The sequence below is a fragment of the Stenotrophomonas sp. ASS1 genome, assembly GCF_004346925.1.
In the GTDB taxonomy this organism is placed as follows: Bacteria; Pseudomonadota; Gammaproteobacteria; order Xanthomonadales; family Xanthomonadaceae; genus Stenotrophomonas; species Stenotrophomonas maltophilia_A.
Genome location: NZ_CP031167.1, coordinates 4446592 through 4465310, shown reverse-complemented (window position 1 = coordinate 4465310; position 18719 = coordinate 4446592). Strand labels below are relative to the sequence as shown.

The following is an 18719-nucleotide window of genomic DNA, read 5'->3' as shown; positions in this document are numbered from 1 at the left end:
CCAAGGTCGGCATCCACCGAATTGAGTGCCGACTAACGTTCGGCACCCACCAACAACGATTGCTTCGGAGGGGAAGCGTCCCATGTCCAGTACACCCAGCACCGCCCATAAAGCGGGCACCCTGACCAAGGGCCACAAGAAGGTCATCTTCGCCTCGAGCCTCGGCACGGTCTTCGAGTGGTATGACTTCTTCCTGTACGGCTCGCTCGCCGCCATCATCGCCAAGCAGTTCTTCAGCGGCGTCAATGAAACCACGGGCATGATCTTCGCCCTGCTGGCCTTCGCCGCCGGCTTCTTCGTGCGTCCGTTCGGCGCGGCCTTCTTCGGCAGCCTCGGCGACCGCATCGGCCGCAAGTACACCTTCCTGGTCACCATCCTGATCATGGGCATCTCGACCTTCCTGGTCGGTGTGTTGCCCAACTACGCCTCGATCGGTTTCGCCGCACCGGTGATCCTGATCATCCTGCGCCTGGCCCAGGGCCTGGCGATGGGCGGCGAGTACGGCGGTGCCGCCACCTACGTGGCCGAGCATGCGCCGGACGACAAGCGCGGCCTGTACACCAGCTTCATCCAGTGCACCGCCACGCTCGGCCTGTTCATGTCGCTGCTGATCATCCTGGCCTGCCGCTACTTCCTCGGCAACGAAGCCTTCGAAGCCTGGGGCTGGCGCATTCCGTTCCTGGTCTCGATCGTGCTGCTGGGCGTGTCGGTGTGGATCCGCCTGCAGCTGAGCGAATCGCCGCTGTTCCAGCAGATGAAGGCCGAAGGCAAGGGCTCCAAGACCCCGTTCCGTGACAGCCTGAAGGGCGGCAACCTGAAGCTGATGCTGCTGGTCCTGCTGGGTGCCGCAGCCGGCCAGGCCGTGGTCTGGTACGGCGGCCAGTTCTACGCGCTGTTCTTCCTGAGCAGCATGCTGAAGGTCGATGCCACCACGTCCTACCTGCTGATCGCTGCCGCGCTGGCGCTGGGCGTGCCGTTCTTCATCTTCTTCGGCTGGCTGTCCGACCGTATCGGCCGCAAGAAGATCATCCTCGCCGGCTGCCTGCTGGCCGCCGTCACCTACATCCCGATCTTCAAGGGCCTGACCCACTTCGCCAACCCGGCCATCGAGGAAGCCCGTACCAACTCGCCGGCCCTGGTCATTGCCGATCCGAACACCTGCTCGTTCCAGTTCGATCCGGTCGCCGTGCGCAAGTTCACCAGCTCCTGCGATATCGCCACCGCTGCGCTGACCAAGGCAGGCGTTCCGTATGACGTGCAGCCGGCTGCTGCAGGTTCGCTGGCCATGGTGAGCGTGGGCAGCAGCCAGGTCACCTCGTATGAAGGCGCGGGCCTGACCAAGGAAGAAGGCAAGGCCAAGGCCGATGCCTTCGGTGCCGGGCTGAAGGGGGCACTGACCACCGCGGGCTACCCGGCCAAGGCTGATGGGTCGCGCATCAACTACGCCGGCACGATCTTCATGCTGTGGCTGCTGGTGCTGTACGTGACCATGGTCTACGGCCCGATCGCCGCCTACCTGGTCGAACTGTTCCCGACCCGTATCCGCTACACCTCGATGTCGCTGCCGTACCACATCGGCAACGGCTGGTTCGGTGGCTTCCTGCCGGCGATCTCGTTCGCGCTGGTGGCCGGTACCGGCAACCTGTACTACGGCCTGTGGTACCCGATCGGCATCGCGCTGATGTCGGTGGTGATCGGCGGCCTGTTCCTGCGCGAGACCAAGGACGTGGATATCACCAAGTAACCGGCGTGCCGACCAACGGTCGGCACCCACCGGGTTTCGGGGGCCGCGGTGCAGACCGCGGCCCTCTTTTGGTAGTGCCGGCCGCTGGCCGGCAAATGCACGATGTCTGCCGGAGATCCATGGGGCTGCCGGCCAGCGGCCGGCACTACCATTGCGTTGCACAGCACGCCGTATAGTCGGCCCATGACCACCACCACGCCGACCGAGCTCCCCGCCATCCTGCACACCCTGCGCAGCGCCTGGCAGTCGCAGCGCCCGTCGCTGGACCAGCGCGAGAATGACCTGCGCCGCCTGCGCGAGGCACTGAAGCCGCGCTTGGACGAAATGGCGCAGGCCATCGCCGAGGACTTCGGCCATCGCGCCCACACCGAATCGAAGCTGGCCGATGGCATGAGCGTGCTGTCGGCCATCGACCACCTGCGCCGCCACCTGCGCCGCTGGTCGAAGCCGCAGCGGGTGGGCGCCGGTTGGCGACTATGGCCGGCGCGCGCGCAGCTGCGGCCGACGCCGTTGGGCGTGGTCGGGGTGATCTCGCCCTGGAACTACCCGGTCACGCTGGCATTGGTGCCGCTGGCCACCGCCATTGCCGCCGGCAATCACGTGTTGCTCAAGCCCTCCGAACACACGCCGTGCACCAGCGCGTTCCTGGCCGATCTCCTGGCCAGCGTGTTCCCGCCCGATCGGGTGGCGGTGGTGCAGGGTGGGGCGGATGTGGCGGCGGCGGTGTCATCGCTGCCGCTGGACCATCTGCTGTTCACCGGCTCGACGGCGGTTGGCCGCAAGGTGATGGCGGCCGCCGCCGAGCATCTGGTGCCGGTCACGCTGGAGCTGGGCGGCAAGTCGCCGGCGATTGTCTGCCGCGATTTCCCACTGGATAAAGCCGCAGCGCGGCTCGCCACCGGGAAATGGTTCAACGCCGGCCAGACCTGCATCGCGCCGGATTACGTGCTGATCGATACCGCGCGCCAGCGCGAGTTCGTGCAGGCGCTGCAGCAGCAGGTGCGCGAGCGCTATGGCGACTTCAGCGATGCCGACGATTACACGCGCATCATCAACGAAGGCCAGTACCAGCGCCTGCAGGGCTACCTGGCGCAGGCGCGCGAACGCGGTGTACCTGTGATTCCGCTGGCTCAGGTGGACGATGCGCGGGCTGATCGTGAGCGCCTGCTGGTGCCGACCGTGGTGCTGGACCCGCCGGACGACCTGGACCTGATGCGCGAGGAGATCTTCGGGCCGATCCTGCCGGTGCGCGCCTACCCGGACCTGCAGGCCGCGCTGGGCGACGTGCTGTCCCGCGACCGGCCGCTGGCGCTGTATCCCTTCAGCCATGACACGGCCACGGTGGAGCGCATCCTCGGCCAGGTGGTGGCCGGCGGGGTGACGGTCAACGACACGCTGCTGCACTTCGCCGCCGATGGCCTGCCGTTTGGCGGGGTGGGAGCCAGCGGGATGGGCGCGTACCACGGCCGGGCCGGGTTCGATGCGATGAGCAAGCGGCTGCCGGTGCTGTGGCAGTCGCGCTGGGCGGCCAGCGACCGGCTGCGGCCGCCGTATTCGAAGATTGCCGGGTTGTTGAAGTTCCTCTTGCGGTGATCGGGTTCCGGTAGTTGCCAACCTTGGTTGGCACACGGTGATTGCTGGCGCCAACCAAGGTTGGCGTCTACCGGGGTATAGGGGCGCCCATCAAGGCCCACCCGGGTAGAATGCCCCCATGAAGATCGCCTCGTGGAACGTCAATTCGCTCAATGTCCGCCTGCCGCACCTGGAGCAGTGGCTCAAGGACTTCGGCCCGGACATCGTCGGTATCCAGGAAACCAAGCTGGAGGACCACAAGTTCCCCGATTCGGCGCTGATCGCCGCGGGCTACCGCAGCGTGTTCGCCGGCCAGAAGACCTACAACGGCGTGGCGCTGCTGTCGCGTGAGCCGGCGCAGGACGTGCAGATCGGTATTCCCGGCTTCGAGGACGAGCAGAAGCGCGTCATCGCCGGTACCTTCGGCGACCTGCGGGTGATCAACCTGTACGTGGTCAACGGCCAGGACATCGGCACCGACAAGTACGACTACAAACTGCGCTGGTTGGAGGCGGTGCATGCGTGGATCGCCGAAGAACTGCAGCGGCACCCGAAGCTGATCGTGATGGGAGACTTCAACATCGCCCCGGACGCGCGCGATGTGCACGACCCGGAGGTGTGGAACGAAAACCACATCCTGACCTCCACCGCCGAGCGCGGCGCGCTCAACAAGCTGCTGCAGCTGGGCCTGCACGATGGCTTCCGCCTGCACAACGACGAGGCGGGCACCTTCAGCTGGTGGGATTACCGTGCCGCGGGCTTCCGCCGCAACCTGGGCCTGCGCATCGACCTGACCCTGGTCTCCGACGCGCTGAAGGGCAGAGCGGTGGCCTCGGGCATTGATCGTGAGCCGCGCACCTGGGAACGCCCGAGTGACCACGCGCCGGCGTGGGTGGAAGTAGAGTCGAGCTTGCTCGACTGATCTCCCATGCAGTCGAGCAAGCTCGACTCTACAGAACGGGGCCCGGCGATTGCCGGGCCCCGTTCTGAAACATCTGCCGGCCAGCGGCCGGCACTACCCTCAGATCACCGTATGCTCTTGCGGGTGAACAGGTTGACGATTGCCAGCAGGATCACCGCACCGATCAGCGAGAACAGGAAGGTGCGGATGGTGATCGCTTCGTTGATGCCGCCGCCGAACAGCCAGCCGGAAATCAGCGCGCCGACGATGCCGACCACGATGTTGAGGATGATGCCCTGCTGGGCATCGCGCTTCATGATGATGCTGGCCAGCCAGCCTACGATGCCGCCGACGATCAGCCAGATGATGATGCCCATGATCGAACCTCCGGTGGGGAACTGTGACCAGTTGACGCGCACGGCCGTGAACCCGTCGTGGAATTGCGTGATGGGCGCGTGCGGATGAGCCTGCCAGCCACCCTCGACGGCCCGTGGCGCTTCGGCCCGGTGACGGTCTGGCGGCGCCCACATGTGCCGGGCCAGCGCGGCGAACCGCAGGCGCGGCAGGTGCTGGCGCAGGCGCTGGGCGCCGACCCGGACACGCTGCCACTGGTCCGTGATGACAAGGGCCGACCGGAGCTGAGCGGCGCGCTGGCCCACTACGGCACTGGCTGGAGCCACAGTGGCGAGGTGCTGCTGGTGGCACTGGGCGAGGGCGTGCGGTTGGGCGTCGACCTGGAGCTGCTGCGGCCGCGGGCCCGCCTGATCGAGATCGTGCAGCGCTTCTTCCACCCCGAGGAAGTGGCCTGGCTGGAAAGCCTGGACGAGGCCGGGCGCGAGCACTGGTTCTTCCGCGTGTGGTGCGCCAAAGAAGCCATGCTGAAGGCGCACGGGCAGGGCATCTCGTTCGGCCTGCACCGCCTGCAGCTGGCACCGGGGGCCGATGGCGCCCTGCACCTGCGCTGGTGCGACCCGGAACTGGGCGAGGCCGCGCGCTGGCACCTGCACGAATGGCAGGCCACCGGCCAGTTCCGTGCGGCATTGGCCTGGTATCCACACTGAAGCGGGGAATCAGCGCGCAAAACCGGCGATAATGGCGGCATGAGCGAACACCCACTTCCCGCCAGCGTGGCTGCCACGCTGGAACAGGGCCTGGCCAGCATGGGCCTGGACGCCGCGCTGGCGCCGCCGCTGCTGCGTTACCTGGCCCTGCTGCACCGCTGGAACGGCACCTACAACCTCACCGCCATCCGCGATCCGCAGGAGATGGTCACCCGCCACCTGCTCGATTCACTGGCGATGCAGCCGTTCGTGGCCGATGGCAGCCTGGCCGACCTCGGCACCGGTCCCGGCTTGCCCGGCATCCCGCTGGCGATCGCCTGCCCGGGCCTGCAGGTCACTCTGGTGGAGAGCAACGGCAAGAAGGCGCGCTTCATGCGCGAGGCCGTGCGCCAGCTCGGTCTGGGCAATGCCCGCGTGGCCGAATCGCGCGCCGAGGCGCTGGACGAAGCTGGCCACTACGACCAGCTGACCGCGCGTGCGATGGACACCCTGGCCGGCATCGTCCGCGTCGGTGGCCATCTGTTGCGCCCCGGCGGCGTGCTGTTGGCCATGAAGGGCGTCTACCCGCATGAAGAGATCGCGGAGCTGCCGGCTGGCTGGCAGGTGCGCGAGGTGACCCCGCTGAGCGTGCCCGGCCTGGCCGGCGAACGCCACCTGGTCACTGTTACAGGTCCCTGATTCCCGTCGCCAGCCCCTTGTGGAACAAGAGGTTGGCGATCCACGATTTCCGCAAGGGCCCGGTTGTACGCATAATGACCGGTCCCAGCACACGTCGACGAGGCACACCCGCATGGCCCGCATCATCGCCATCGCCAACCAGAAGGGTGGCGTCGGCAAGACCACGACCGCCGTCAACCTGGCCGCTTCCCTGGCCAACGCACCCAAGCGCGTGCTGTTGGTCGACCTGGATTCGCAGGGCAACGCGACCATGGGTAGTGGCGTGGACAAGCGCGAGCTGGTCTCCTCCACCTACGATCTGCTGCTGGGCGAGTCCAGCGCCGCCGATGTGCGCGTGCAGACGGCCGAAGGCTACGACCTGCTGCCGGGCAACATCGACCTGACCGCGGCCGAGATCCAGCTGATGGCGCAGAGCGAGCGCGAGCAGCGCCTGAAGCGCGCGCTGGCACCGATCCGCGACGAGTACGACTACATCCTGATCGACTGCCCGCCGGCGCTGTCGCTGCTGACGCTCAACGCGCTGGCCGCCGCCGATTCGGTGATCGTACCGATGCAGTGCGAGTACTACGCACTGGAAGGCCTGAGCGCGCTGGTGGAAACCATCGAAGCGCTGCGTGCCAACCTCAACCCGGCGCTGGAGATCGAAGGCGTGCTGCGCACCATGTTCGACGTGCGCAACAACCTGGCCAACGCGGTCTCGGCCGAGCTCACCGAGCACTTCGGCGACCGCGTGTTCCGCACCATCGTGCCGCGCAACGTGCGCCTGGCCGAGGCGCCCAGCCATGGCCAGAGCATCGTCGGCTACGACCGCGCCTCGCGCGGTGGCGTGGCCTACCTGGGCCTGGCCGGCGAGATCATCCGCCGCAACAACGAACGCAACAAGGCCGCCAAGGCCGTGGAGACCGTCTGATGACCAGCAGCAAGCCGGCAGCCAAGAAGCGAGGCCTCGGCCGTGGCCTGGATGCCCTGCTCGGTCCCAAGGGGGCGGTCAGCCAGGTGCAGGCCACCACTGCGGTGATCGAGCCGCTGCCGGGTGAGGTGCTGCGCAAGCTGGCCGTCGGCCAGCTGCAGCCGGGCAAGTACCAGCCGCGCCGCGAGATGGACGAGGGCAAGCTCTCCGAGCTGGCTGATTCGATCAAGTCGCAGGGCGTGATCCAGCCGATCCTGGTGCGCCAGCTGCCGGCGGGCAACTACGAGATCGTCGCCGGTGAACGCCGCTGGCGCGCCTCGCAGCTGGCCGGCCTGGACGAAGTGCCGGTGGTGGTGCGCGAGCTGGAAGACCGCACCGTCATCGCGATGGCTCTGATCGAGAACATCCAGCGCGAAGACCTCAACCCGCTGGAAGAAGCCGAAGCGCTGCAGCGCCTGATCAGCGAATTCACCCTGACCCATGCCGAGGCTGCCGAGGCCGTCGGCCGCTCGCGTGCGGCGGTGTCCAACCTGCTGCGCCTGCTGGAGCTGCCGGTGGCAATCCGCCTGCTGCTGGAAACCCGCCGCCTGGAAATGGGCCATGCCCGCGCGCTGCTGACCCTGGCCCCCGAGCTGGCCGGCAAGCTGGCGCAGGAAGCGGCCGATGAAGGCTGGTCGGTGCGCGAGGTCGAGCGCCGTGCGCAGGCCTTCGCCGCCGGCAAGGTGCCCAGCAACCGCCCGGTGGCCACGCCGAAGGTGCAGCAGGCCGACATCGCCTCGCTGGAAACCGAGCTGTCCGAAGCGCTGGGGGCCAAGGTGGCGATCAATCACGGCCGTGGCGGCAAGGGCAAATTGATCATTCATTACACCGACCTGGATACCCTGGACGGCGTGCTGGAAAAGCTGCGTACGCGCCAGGGCTGAGCCCGGCGCAGCGCCAGGGGATGCGGCCTGTTCCTGCCGCGTCCTGTAGGTGACAGGGAACGCACCGCCGCGCGCGCCGGGGGATGCACTGCTCTCCGGTCCGTGGCCTCATCCAGGGAGCAGGACATGAGCAACGAATACGAGTACGAGGACGTCAGCCCGGACGGTACCCAGATACTGAGGCACCGGCGCGAAAAGGACTTTGTGCTCGCCATCGGCGAAGAGCAGCACATCGAAGCGATCAGCGGCCATATCGAGCGCCATCTCGGACCGATCGCCACGGTCCTGCACGAACTCATTTCCGACCTGGTGCACATTGACGTGCACGTGGTGCCGGCCAATGACCACTGCCCGTACCTGCGCCTGGTCACCTCCGGCATGAGCGACCTGCCGATGACCGTGCCCGCCGAGGTGGACGCGGATGTGCCGCGCTACATGGAGCTGATGGTGACCCTGCCGGCCGACTGGCCGATCTCCCAGGACGCCTTCGAGGACGAGCGCAATTACTGGCCGGTGCGCCTGTTGAAGGGCATGGCGCGGTTGCCGCATGAGTACGACACCTGGCTGGGCTTCGGCCACACCATTCCCAACGGCCATCCCAGCGAGCCCTACGCGCCGGGCGTGGGTTTCGACGGTGCCATCGTGCTGTCGCCGGTGACCGCCCCGGAGGACTTCGCCACGCTGGCGCTGGAGGACGGCAGAACCATCAGCTTCATGAGCCTGGTTCCGCTGTACCCGGAAGAGATGGACCTGAAGCTGAAGAAGGGCGCCGACGCCCTGCTCGACCGCTTCGATGCGAAGCAGATCAACGATGTGATCGAGCCGGGCCGGGTCAACGTCGCCAGGAAGCGTTTCGGTTTGTTCTGAGACCGGTAACATCAGGGGCCTGAATTTCTGCTTCCGGGCCCCTGCCATGACCATCCTGCTTACCGGCGCTGCCGGCTTCATCGGTGCCTATACCGCCCGCGCGCTGCTGGAGGCGGGCCAGCCGGTGGTCGGCCTGGACAACTTCAACGACTACTACGACCCGCAGATCAAGCGCGACCGCGTGGCCGCGCTGTGCCCGACGCTGGACCTGCGCACCCTGGACCTGACCGACCAGCAGGGCCTGGCTGCGCTGTTCGACGAGGTGAAGCCGACCGCGGTGATCCATCTGGCTGCACAGGCGGGCGTGCGCTATTCGCTGGAAAACCCGCAGGCCTACGTCGACAGCAACCTGGTCGGCTTCGTCAACATGCTCGAGCTGTGCCGCCACCGTGGCGTGCAGCACCTGGTCTATGCCTCCAGCAGCTCGGTCTACGGTGATTCGGCCACGCCGCCGTTCTCCGAGGACCAGCGCGTGGACCAGCCGCGCTCGCTGTATGCGGCCACCAAGGCGGCCAACGAGCTGATGGCCTACACCTACGCGCAGCTGTACGGCCTGCATGCCACCGGCCTGCGCTTCTTCACCGTGTATGGCCCGTGGGGCCGGCCGGACATGGCACCGTTGCTGTTCTCGCGCGCGGTGCTGGCCGGGCGGCCGATCGACGTGTTCAACGAAGGCCGCATGCAGCGCGACTTCACACATGTCTCCGACATCGTGTCCGGTATTCTCGGCGCGCTCGCGCATCCGGCCGATGGTCCGGTACCGCACCGGGTGTTCAACCTCGGCAACCATACGCCGGTCGAGCTGGAGCGCTTCATCAGCGTGATCGAGCAGGCCGCCGGTCGCCCCGCGCAGAAGGTCTACAAGCCGATGCAGCCGGGCGACATGGTGCGCACGATGGCCGATACCCGGCGCGCTCATGACGCATTCGGCTTCGACGCGGTGACCCCGATCGAAGCAGGGTTGCCCCCCGTCGTGCAGTGGTGCCGCGAGTATTTTGGCGACCGCGCCTGAGGAGGGATCCTCACACAGCCGGATTCATCTTCGGATAACCTCGGCTTCGGAGAATGCGCGGTCTTTGTCCCCCTTTGGCCGAGTGCCTTATGAGCCAACCCGAGCTTTCCGTTGTCGTCCCGGTGTTCAACGAACGCGACAATGTCGCCCCGCTGGTTGCCGAAATCACCGCCGCACTGCGTGGGCGGCTTCCGTTCGAGATCGTCTACATCGACGACCACTCGCGCGATGACACCCTGGCGGTGCTGCAGGGGCTGAAGGCGACCACGCCGGAACTGCGGGTGCTGCACCACGTGGACCAGAGCGGGCAGAGCACCGCCGTGCGCACCGGCGTCAAGCACGCACGTGCGCCGTGGATCGCGACCCTGGATGGCGATGGCCAGAACGATCCGGCCGACATTCCCAAGCTGCTGGCCGCGCGCGATGCCGCCGAGGCGCAGGTGAAGCTGTTCGCCGGCTGGCGCGTCAACCGCCAGGACAGCGGCAGCAAGCGCTGGGCCAGCAAGTGGGCCAATGCCATCCGTGCACGCATGCTGCGCGACGATACGCCCGATACCGGCTGCGGCATCAAGCTGTTCGAGCGCAGCGCGTTCCTCGACCTGCCCTACTTCGACCACATGCACCGCTACCTGCCGGCGCTGATGCAGCGCGCCGGCTGGAAGACCACCAGCGTGCCGGTCAACCACCGCCACCGTACCGCCGGTGTCTCCAAGTACAACAACCTCGGCCGCGCCCTGGTCGGCATCCGTGACCTGCGTGGCGTGGCCTGGCTGATCACCCGCAGCAAGCGCACCGCGGTGGAGGAGCGTTGATGGATCTGGAGCTGCACTGGCTCGACCAGCCGCTGACCTGGTTGTACTGGACCGGCCTGCATGTGACCGGCTGGAAGCTGATCGGCTATACCGGCGCGCTGATGTTCGGGGGCCGCTGGCTGGTCCAGTTCATCGCGTCCAAGCGTGCGGGCAAGCCGGTGATCCCGCGCCTGTTCTGGTACATGAGCGTGGTCGGCAGCCTGATGACGCTGAGCTACTTTCTGTTCTCGGCCAAGCAGGACTCGGTGGGCGTGCTGCAGAACCTGTTCCCGGCGTTCACCGCGCTGTACAGCCTGCAGCTGGACATCAAGCACCGGGGCTGGAAGCGGGACAAGGCCAGCCACTAGGTCTTCGGGGCCTCATCCGGTAGCTGCCGACCTTGGTCGGCACATCTGTATCCGGGCCCGGCCCATCCACGCATGGCGTGGATCTACTGCTTGCCTGGCTACCGTGCCTGGTAGCTGCCAACCTTGGTTGGCACACGGGGAAATCCAGCGCCAACCAAGGTTGGCCGCTACCGGGGCCCCGGCCTGCTGCGCAGGCAGGACCTTCGTCCCATGCCACGGGCCGTGGGCGGTGCCATGATCGGGGTCTGCCTTCCCGGGAACCTGTGCTCGTGAAAACCCGTCTTGCTGTTGCCCTGCTGATCGCCCTGTCCGCCCCCGCCGTGGCGCTGGCCGCGCCTCCCGCCACCGCCGCACCGGCCAGCGTGGCCACTGAATCGCCCGCCGACGCCGCCTTCCGCGCGCTGTACGAGAAGGAATGGAAGTGGCGCCAGCAGGGTGGCGGTGAAGCCAGCGAGGACGAGGACGCCCCAGCCAACGCCACCCGCATGCCCGACGTCGGCCCGGCCGCGCAGCAGGCGCGCCTGAAGGTGTGGGATGAAACCCTGGCTGCACTGAAGAAGATCGACCCGAAGACCCTGTCGCCCGACAACCAGGTCAACTACGCGATCTACCGTGACCAGGTGTTCAACCTGGCCGAAGAAACGCGTCTGCGCGGCTACGAGATGCCGTTCAACGCCGACTCCTCGTTCTGGTCCAACCTGTCCTTCATGGCCCGGCGCGAGATGAAGACCGTGCAGGACTACCAGAACTACATCGCCCGCCTGAATGATGTGCCGCGCTACTTCGGCCAGCAGACCGAAAACATGCGCGCCGGCCTGAAGCGAGGTTTCAGCGTGCCGCGCGCGGTGCTCGATGGCCGCGAGGTGTCGATCGCCACCGTCGCCGAGCTGAAAGACCCGACCGAATCGCCGCTGTACGCGCCGTTCAAGAAGCTGCCCAACAGCATTCCGGCCGCCGAGCAGGCCAGGCTGCAGGCGCAGGCGCGTGAAGCGATCAGCGGCAAGGTGGTGCCGGCGTTCCAGCAGCTGCGCACCTTCTTCGTCAACGAGTACGTGCCGCAGGCGCGCACCACGCTGGCCGCCGAAGCGATGCCCGATGGCAAGGCGTACTACAAGCAGCAGATCCACGAATACACCACGCTGGACCTGTCGCCGGACGAGATCCACCGCATCGGTCTGGATGAAGTTGCACGCATCCAGAAGGAAATGAACGACATCATCAAGCAGGTGAAGTTCAAGGGCAGCTTCGCCGAGTTCCTGACCTTCCTGCGCACTGATCCGCAGTTCTATGCCAAGACGCCGGAAGAGCTGCTGTCGCGCGCCGCATGGATCTCCAAGCGGGCCGACGGTCAGCTCGGCAAGTACATGACGCTGCCGCGCGCGCGCTTCACCATCGTGCCGGTGCCGCCGGACATCGCGCCGTTCTGGACCGCCGGCCGCGGTGGCATGGGCACCTACTGGCTCAACACCTACAACCTGCCGTCGCGCCCGCTGTACAACCTGCCGGCGCTGACCCTGCATGAGTCCGATCCGGGTCACGCGCTGCAGGGTGCCATTGCCGCCGAGCAGAAGAACCTGCCCGAGTTCCGCCGCAACGCCTACATCTCCGCCTACGGCGAAGGCTGGGCGCTGTACTGCGAGAAGCTGGGCGTGGAGATGGGCATCTACGAAACCCCGTACGAGGATTTCGGCCGCTTGACCTACGAAATGTGGCGCGCCACGCGTCTGGTGATCGATACCGGCGTGCACAGCAAGGGCTGGACTCGCGAGCAGGCCTTGGCCTACCTGCGTGACCACACCGCGCTGAGCGAGCATGAAGTGACCACCGAAGTGGACCGCTACATTTCCTGGCCGGGCCAGGCGCTGAGCTACAAGCTGGGCGAGATCGCCATCGTGCGCCTGCGTGCGCAGGCCGAGAAGGAGCTGGGCGACAAGTTCGACATCAAGGGTTTCCACGACACCCTGCTCAAGCAGGGCTCGGTGCCGCTGCCGGTGCTGGAACAGCAGATCCAGGCGTACATCGCCGAACGCAAGAAGGCCTGACCGTTCCAAGGTAGTGCCGGCCGCTGGCCGGCAACCCGCATGCACCGCAATTGTTCGACATTGCCGGCCAGCGGCCGGCACTACCCCTGATTGGAAAACGGGGTCGGATCGCAGGATCCGACCCCGTGGTCTTTCAGCCCACCGCCCTTGGCTTGGCCACCCGCGCTGCAAAGGTCGGCAGCACCAGCAGGGTCAGCACGGTGGCGGTGATCAGGCCACCGATCACCACCGTCGCTAGCGGCTTCTGCACCTCCGCACCGGAACCGCTGGCGATCGCCATCGGAATGAAGCCGACGATCGCCACCAGCGCCGTGGTCAGCACCGCACGGATACGGCTCGATGCACCGTTGATCGCCGCCTGCAGCGGCAGGTCACCGGCATCCAGGCGTTCGCGGATCGCCTGCATCAGCACCAGGCCGTTCAAGGTGGCCACGCCGGACACGGCGATGAAACCAACCGCCGCCGACACCGAAAACGGCATCCCCCGCAGCAGCAGCGCGAGAATGCCGCCGACCAGCGCCAACGGCACGCAGCTGAACACCAGAATGGCTTCCTTGCCGCTGCGCAGCGCCATGAACAGCAGGCTGCCGATCAGCAGGAACACCACCGGCACCACCGTCGCCAGCCGCTTCTCCGCGCGCTGCAGGTTCTCGAACTGGCCACCCCAGGTCAGGTAGGCACCCGGCGGCAGTGCCACATCGGCCACCGCTGCCTGCGCTTCGCCGACGAAGCCGCCTAGGTCGCGGCCACGCACGTTGGCCTGCACCACCACGCGGCGGCTGCCGTTGTTGCGGCTGATCTGGTTGGGCCCTTCGCTCACCGTGATGCGCGCCACCGACGACAGAGGAATCACCAGCCCCGATGGCGTAGCAATCGGCAACGACGCCAACTGGTCCGGATCGTTGCGCGAGGCATCGTCCAGGCGCACCACCACGTTGAAGCGGCGATCACCTTCGAAGATCTTGCCGGCCGCGGTGCCACCAATGCCGGTGGACAGTGCATCACTGACGTCTGCGGCAGTCAGGCCGTACTGCGCCGCCGCCACGTGGTCGATCGCCACGTTGAGCGTAGGCAGGCCGGAGATCTGTTCCACCCGCACGTCGGCCGCGCCGTTCACCGCACGCAGCTTCAACGCCACCTGGTCGGCCACTTTCTGCAGCTGGCTGAAGTCATCGCCGAAGATCATCACCGCCAGGTCGGTACGCACGCCGGAAATCAGTTCGTTGAAGCGCAGCTCGATCGGCTGGCTGAATTCGAAGCTGTTGCCCAGCTGCTGCCCGGCCAGCTTTTCGAAGCGTGCTACCAGTGCATCCTTGCCCAGTTTCGGATCCGGCCAGTCCTTGCGTGGCTTGAGCACGATCACGCTGTCGGAGATGTTGGTCGGCATCGGGTCGATCGCCGCCTCTGCGGTACCGGTGCGCGAGAACACGGTTTCCACTTCCGGCTGTTTGGCAATCGCCTTTTCCAGTGCCAGCTGCATCGCCAGCGACTGCTCCAGAGACGTCGATGGCACGCGCAGGGCCTGCATCGCCACGTTGCCTTCGTCCAGCGTCGGCATGAACTCGCGGCCCAGCAGCGAGAACGAGCCGATGCCCACCACCACCATCATCACCGCACCGGCCAGCACCGTGCGCGGATGCGCCACGGCCTTGCGCACCATCGGCTCGATGCGGGCACGCAGCACGCGGATCAGCGTGGTTTCGTGCTCGCCATCGTCAGTATGTGTATCGCCGTCCTTCACCTTGGGCTCGCGCACCAGCAGCGCGGCCATCGCCGGCACGAAGGTGAAGGAGAATATGAAGGCACCGACCAGGGCCAGCATGAAGGTGGCTGCCATCGGGTGGAACGTTTTGCCCTCCACGCCCTCCAAAGTAAGGATCGGCGCGAACACCAGCAGGATGATCAGCTGGCCGAAGGCCGCAGGGCGCGCCATCTTCATCGCCGAATCGGCGGCCACGCGCAGGCGTTCCATCGCGGTCAACGCACGGCCCAGTTCGGCGCGGCGCTGGCCCAGCATCAGCAGCGTCGACTCGACCACGATCACCGCACCGTCCACCAGGATGCCGAAGTCCAGCGCACCCAGGCTCATCAGGTTGCCGCTGATGCCGAAGCGGTTCATGCCGATCACCGCGAACAGGAACGACAGCGGAATGACCAGCGCGGTGATCGTTGCCGCACGCAGGTTGCCCAGCAGCAGGAACAGCACCACCACCACCAGCAGTGCGCCCTCGGTGAGGTTCCTGGCCACGGTCTTGATGGTGGAATTGACCAGCACGCTGCGGTCCAGCACCGGTGCCGCCACGATGTCGGCCGGCAGCGATTTGTTCACCTGTTCCAGGCGCGCCGCAGCTGCCTGCGCCACGGTGCGGCTGTTGCCGCCGGCGATCATCAGCGCGGTACCCAGCACGGCTTCATGGCCGTTGCGGCTGGCCGCACCCAGGCGCGGTGCGCGGCTCAGGTCGACGTCGGCCACATCGGCCACGCGTACCACCACGCCATTGCGGGTGGCTACCGGGGCCTGTGCGAGATCGTCGGTGGTCAGCGCCAGGCCGTCAGCACGTACCACCAGGCCCTCGCCGGCACGCTGCACGAAACCGGCACCGGCCTGCACGTTGGAACGCTGCAGGGCAGTGACCAGATCGGCCAGGCCGAGGCCGTGCGCGGCCAGCTTGGCACTGTCCGGATGCACGCCGTATTCCTTGACGTAGCCGCCGACCGTATCGACGCCGGCCAGCCCCGGGCTGGAACGCATCTGCGGCGCGATGATCCAGTCCTGCACGGTGCGCAGGTAGGTGGCACGTTCTTCCGGCGTGCGAAGCAGGTTGCCTTCCGGCGTGCGGTAGACCTCGCCGGCCTGCCAACCCGCTTCACCGGGCTTGGCCAGCTTGGCCGGATCGAACGCCGTGAAGTCCACCGTCCACATCAGTACCTCGCCGAGGCCGGTGGTGACCGGCGACAGCATCGGCGACGCGCCATCGGGCAGGTCTTCCGATGCCTCGCGCATGCGTTCGGCCACCTGCTGACGCGCGAAGTAGATGTCGGTCGCATCGGTGAAGATCGCGGTGACCTGCGAGAAGCCATTGCGCGACAGCGAACGCGTGGTGGTCAGGCCGGGAATGCCGGCCAGCGCGGTTTCCAGCGGATAGGTCACCTGCCGCTCGATCTGTTCCGGGGTCAGTGCAGGTGCCACCGTGTTGATCTGCACCTGGCGGTTGGTGATGTCCGGCACCGCGTCGATCGGCAGCTTGCCCAGCTGGAACAGGCCCACGGCAGCGATCAGCGCCGCCATGAACACCACCAGCCAGCGGTGGCGCACCGCTGTTTCAATGATCAGCTTGAACATGGTCGCCTCCTCAGTGGCCGTGCTCGGCTTCGCCCTTGGCCAGTTCGGCCTTGAGCAGGAAGGCGTTGGCACCGACGATGCGCTCGTTGCCGGTCAGCCCACCGAGGATCTCGATGCGGTCGCCGGCACGGCGCCCGGCCAGCACCGGCTGCGCCTTGAAGCCGCCGTCGACGGCGACGAACACCGCGCTGCTGCCATCAACGTTCTGCACCGCATCGGCGGGCACGCTGAGCGAACCGTCCTGGCCTTCGGTGACCACCACTGCCGAAACCGGCGAACCGGCCGGCGGCAGCGAAGCGTCCACCGGCGTGGCGCGGATCACCGCGACGCCGCCCTGCTGGCGTACATCGGCGGCCGAACCGGTAACGGTGGCGGTGAAGCTGCCACCCGGCACGCTCACTTCCAGCTTCATGCCCGGCGTGACCTGTGCGGCCAGCGCGGGCGGCGCGGTGAACACCAGTTCGTTCATCGCCGGGTCGGCGACATCGGCCACCGCGCTGCCGGCAGCGACCACGCCGCCCGGGGTGACCTGCACGTTGCCGACGATGCCGGCCACCGGACTGGTGATGCGCACGCGGCCACTGGCATCGGGCGCACCGTTGGCGGCGGCCTGGGCCTGCGCGGCAGCGGCCTGGGCCTGTGCCGCCAGCGAGCGGGCGCGCGAGGCCTCCAGTTCCTGGCGCGCGACCACGCCCTGGTCGACCAGCGCCTTGTCGCGGCCATAGGCCAGGCGCGCGGCTTCTGCTTCGGCCGAGGCGGCCAGCGCATTGGCGCGGAACACCGCGGCCTCGCCACTGACCACGATGGCCAGTGCCTGGTTCTGCTTCACCGCCGTGCCCGGCGCGACCAGCACGCGCTCGACGCGGCCGGTCACCGTGGAGGCAACCGAAGCGCGGGCGCCCACGGTGGGCTCGACCCTGCCGGACAGCCGGGTCGAGCCACCGCCACCGCGACCGATCGCGACCACTTCGATACCGGAGGCCTTGATCTGCTCCTGGGTCAGCTGCACCACACCTTCATCGGCGTCGGCGGGGGCTTTGGCGGTTTCCGCCTTGGCCTCCTTGCTGTCGGCGGCATGGCCGTGGCCATCGTCGGTGCCGGCCTTGGCCGCAGCGGGGTCTTCATTGGCAGGCGTCTGCGCGTTGCCAGCGCAGCCGGCCAGCAGCATGGTCAGCAGCACGCCGCCGATCAGCGGGAAAGTACGGGAGAGAGTCATTTGGCCTCCACAAAAGGTGCGCGCCCCTCAAGGCGGGCAAGATCGATTTCGGCGCCGACGCGCGACAGGCGCGCATCCACGGCGGTGCCGCGGGCGGCGATGAGGGCGCTGCGCGTGCTGCGTAGTTCCAGCTGCGAGATACGTCCGGCGTCGAAGCCGACGCGGGCCAGGCGATACGCCTCTTCGGCGGCGACCACGCTTTCATCGGCTGCGCGGGTCCGGCTTCCGGCGGCTTTCAGTCCGGCTACGGCGGAGAGGCGCGCGGCCTCGCTGTCGCGGCGCTGCTGGTCCAGGCGGGCCTCGGCCGCGCGCTGGTCGGCATTGGCGGCGCGGATGCCCCCGCGGTTGCGGTCGAACAGCGGGATGCTGAGGCTGACCCCGAGGTTGTAGGCACGCTCGCCGCCTTCGCGGAAGCGGGTCTGTGCGGCGGTGACACTGAGGTCGGGCAGGGCGCGCTTGCGCTCCACGTCGACCAGCTTGCCGGCCGCATCGGCTTCGGCTTCGGCGATGCGCACCGCCAGTGCCACGTCGGTGGCGCCACGCGGCAGCGGCGGGGCCCGGTCGAGCAGGCTGTTGTCGATCGACTGCACCGGTGCATCCAGCAGCGCGGCGCCAGCCAGGCGGGCCAGCGCGGCGTCGCGGAAGGCCTGTGCCTCATCCAGCGCAGCGCTGGCGTTGGCCACTTCGCTCTGCGCCTGCACCGCACGCAGCTGCGGCTCGCGGCCCTGCTTGACCATCGCGTTGACGGCGTTGGCGTCGTCGCGGGTGAGGGTCAGTGCCTCTTCGGCCAGGCTGTAGCGGCGCAGTGCACTTTCCGCCTGTGCATAGACCACCGCCAACTGGCTGGCCACATCGCTGCGGCTTTGGGCGCCACGCAGGTTGGCCGCCTGTGCCTCGGCGCGGGCGGCACGGACACGCGCGCTACGCTGGCCCCAGACCTCCAGCGGCTGGGACAGGGTGAGCACGGTATCGGCCTTGCCCATGCCGCCATAGGAGCCGGTGCCCCAGGCGTTTTCGGCGGAGTAGGAGAGGGAAGGATTGGGCAACGCACGGGCCTGGTCGGCACGCGCATCGGCGGCCTCGGCCAGTGCCGTACCCACACGGGTACCGGGCAGCTGGTCCAGGCGTTCAAGCAGGGTGTCGTAGGAGGGGGCGGCTTGCGCCGACGCCTGCATTGCCGGGGCAAGGCCCAGCAGTACAGCGACGACCAGCCCGGCCGCGCGCGGCGACCGAGGTGTCAGGATCGACATAGGGGGATTCCGGTTGTGAGTGAAACGGGAGCCCGCGATTG

16 protein-coding genes are annotated in these 18719 nt (G+C 67.5%); 12 read left to right on the top strand and 4 right to left on the bottom strand.

Going from position 1 to position 18719, the window contains the following annotated elements; all coding sequences use genetic code 11:
• Positions 1–82 precede the first annotated feature (82 nt).
• From MG068_RS20610 to xth, 3 genes are all read left to right on the top strand, one after another.
• Entirely contained in the window at positions 83–1744 is a 1662-nt protein-coding gene (locus MG068_RS20610; protein WP_132811049.1) for an MFS transporter, read from the top strand.
• A 183-nt stretch (positions 1745–1927) separates the two neighbouring features.
• Positions 1928–3337, top strand: a complete 1410-nt coding sequence (locus tag MG068_RS20605) for a coniferyl aldehyde dehydrogenase (protein ID WP_132811048.1) — start codon at positions 1928–1930, stop codon at positions 3335–3337.
• Positions 3338–3455: 118 nt separating this feature from the next.
• Positions 3456–4238 (top strand): exodeoxyribonuclease III, encoded by a 783-nt coding sequence (gene xth, locus MG068_RS20600; RefSeq protein ID WP_132811047.1) that lies wholly within the window; start codon positions 3456–3458, stop codon positions 4236–4238.
• Positions 4239–4342: 104 nt separating this feature from the next.
• On the opposite strand, the gene MG068_RS20595 is transcribed toward xth, so the two are convergent.
• A complete protein-coding gene (locus tag MG068_RS20595) occupies positions 4343–4594 on the bottom strand; it encodes a GlsB/YeaQ/YmgE family stress response membrane protein (RefSeq protein WP_005411656.1) in 252 nt (83 codons plus the stop codon).
• A gap of 84 nt (positions 4595–4678) precedes the next feature.
• Between MG068_RS20595 and MG068_RS20590 the strand changes: the two genes are divergently transcribed.
• The 9 genes from MG068_RS20590 (at position 4679) to MG068_RS20550 (ending at position 12869) form a co-directional block, all read left to right on the top strand.
• Positions 4679–5278 (top strand): 4'-phosphopantetheinyl transferase family protein, encoded by a 600-nt coding sequence (locus MG068_RS20590; RefSeq protein ID WP_107433456.1) that lies wholly within the window; start codon positions 4679–4681, stop codon positions 5276–5278.
• Between the two features lie 39 nt (positions 5279–5317).
• On the top strand, positions 5318–5956 hold the full coding sequence (gene rsmG, locus MG068_RS20585) for a 16S rRNA (guanine(527)-N(7))-methyltransferase RsmG (RefSeq protein ID WP_012512505.1): 639 nt from the start codon (positions 5318–5320) through the stop codon (positions 5954–5956).
• A 112-nt stretch (positions 5957–6068) separates the two neighbouring features.
• A complete protein-coding gene (locus MG068_RS20580) occupies positions 6069–6866 on the top strand; it encodes a ParA family protein (RefSeq protein ID WP_032128472.1) in 798 nt (265 codons plus the stop codon).
• Positions 6866–7789 carry a ParB/RepB/Spo0J family partition protein gene (locus MG068_RS20575; RefSeq protein ID WP_008267278.1) on the top strand — a complete coding sequence of 308 codons (924 nt, stop codon included), beginning with the start codon at positions 6866–6868 and terminating at the stop codon, positions 7787–7789. Before MG068_RS20580 ends, MG068_RS20575 begins: the two co-directional genes overlap by 1 nt.
• 126 nt (positions 7790–7915) lie before the next feature.
• A complete protein-coding gene (locus MG068_RS20570) occupies positions 7916–8656 on the top strand; it encodes a suppressor of fused domain protein (protein WP_132811046.1) in 741 nt (246 codons plus the stop codon).
• Positions 8657–8702: 46 nt separating this feature from the next.
• Positions 8703–9668 carry an NAD-dependent epimerase/dehydratase family protein gene (locus MG068_RS20565; RefSeq protein WP_049424262.1) on the top strand — a complete coding sequence of 322 codons (966 nt, stop codon included), beginning with the start codon at positions 8703–8705 and terminating at the stop codon, positions 9666–9668.
• 89 nt (positions 9669–9757) lie between these two features.
• Entirely contained in the window at positions 9758–10480 is a 723-nt protein-coding gene (locus MG068_RS20560; protein WP_010482377.1) for a glycosyltransferase family 2 protein, read from the top strand.
• Positions 10480–10827, top strand: a complete 348-nt coding sequence (locus tag MG068_RS20555) for a lipid-A-disaccharide synthase N-terminal domain-containing protein (protein ID WP_005414908.1) — start codon at positions 10480–10482, stop codon at positions 10825–10827. Before MG068_RS20560 ends, MG068_RS20555 begins: the two co-directional genes overlap by 1 nt.
• Positions 10828–11096: 269 nt before the next feature.
• Positions 11097–12869: a DUF885 domain-containing protein gene (locus tag MG068_RS20550; RefSeq protein ID WP_132811045.1), complete on the top strand. Its 1773-nt coding sequence runs from the start codon at positions 11097–11099 to the stop codon at positions 12867–12869.
• 133 nt (positions 12870–13002) lie between these two features.
• Here the strand turns inward: MG068_RS20550 and MG068_RS20545 are convergent, their stop codons facing one another.
• From MG068_RS20545 to MG068_RS20535, 3 genes are read right to left on the bottom strand one after another with little or no spacing between them, the layout of a single operon-like run.
• Positions 13003–16212 (bottom strand): efflux RND transporter permease subunit, encoded by a 3210-nt coding sequence (locus MG068_RS20545; RefSeq protein WP_132811044.1) that lies wholly within the window; start codon positions 16210–16212, stop codon positions 13003–13005.
• Between the two features lie 10 nt (positions 16213–16222).
• Positions 16223–17428: an efflux RND transporter periplasmic adaptor subunit gene (locus MG068_RS20540; RefSeq protein ID WP_132811043.1), complete on the bottom strand. Its 1206-nt coding sequence runs from the start codon at positions 17426–17428 to the stop codon at positions 16223–16225.
• The gene (locus MG068_RS20535; RefSeq protein ID WP_132811042.1) at positions 17425–18678 is read right to left on the bottom strand and encodes a TolC family protein; all 1254 of its coding nucleotides are present in this window, start codon (positions 18676–18678) and stop codon (positions 17425–17427) included. Before MG068_RS20535 ends, MG068_RS20540 begins: the two co-directional genes overlap by 4 nt.
• Between the last annotated feature and the right edge of the window lie 41 nt (positions 18679–18719).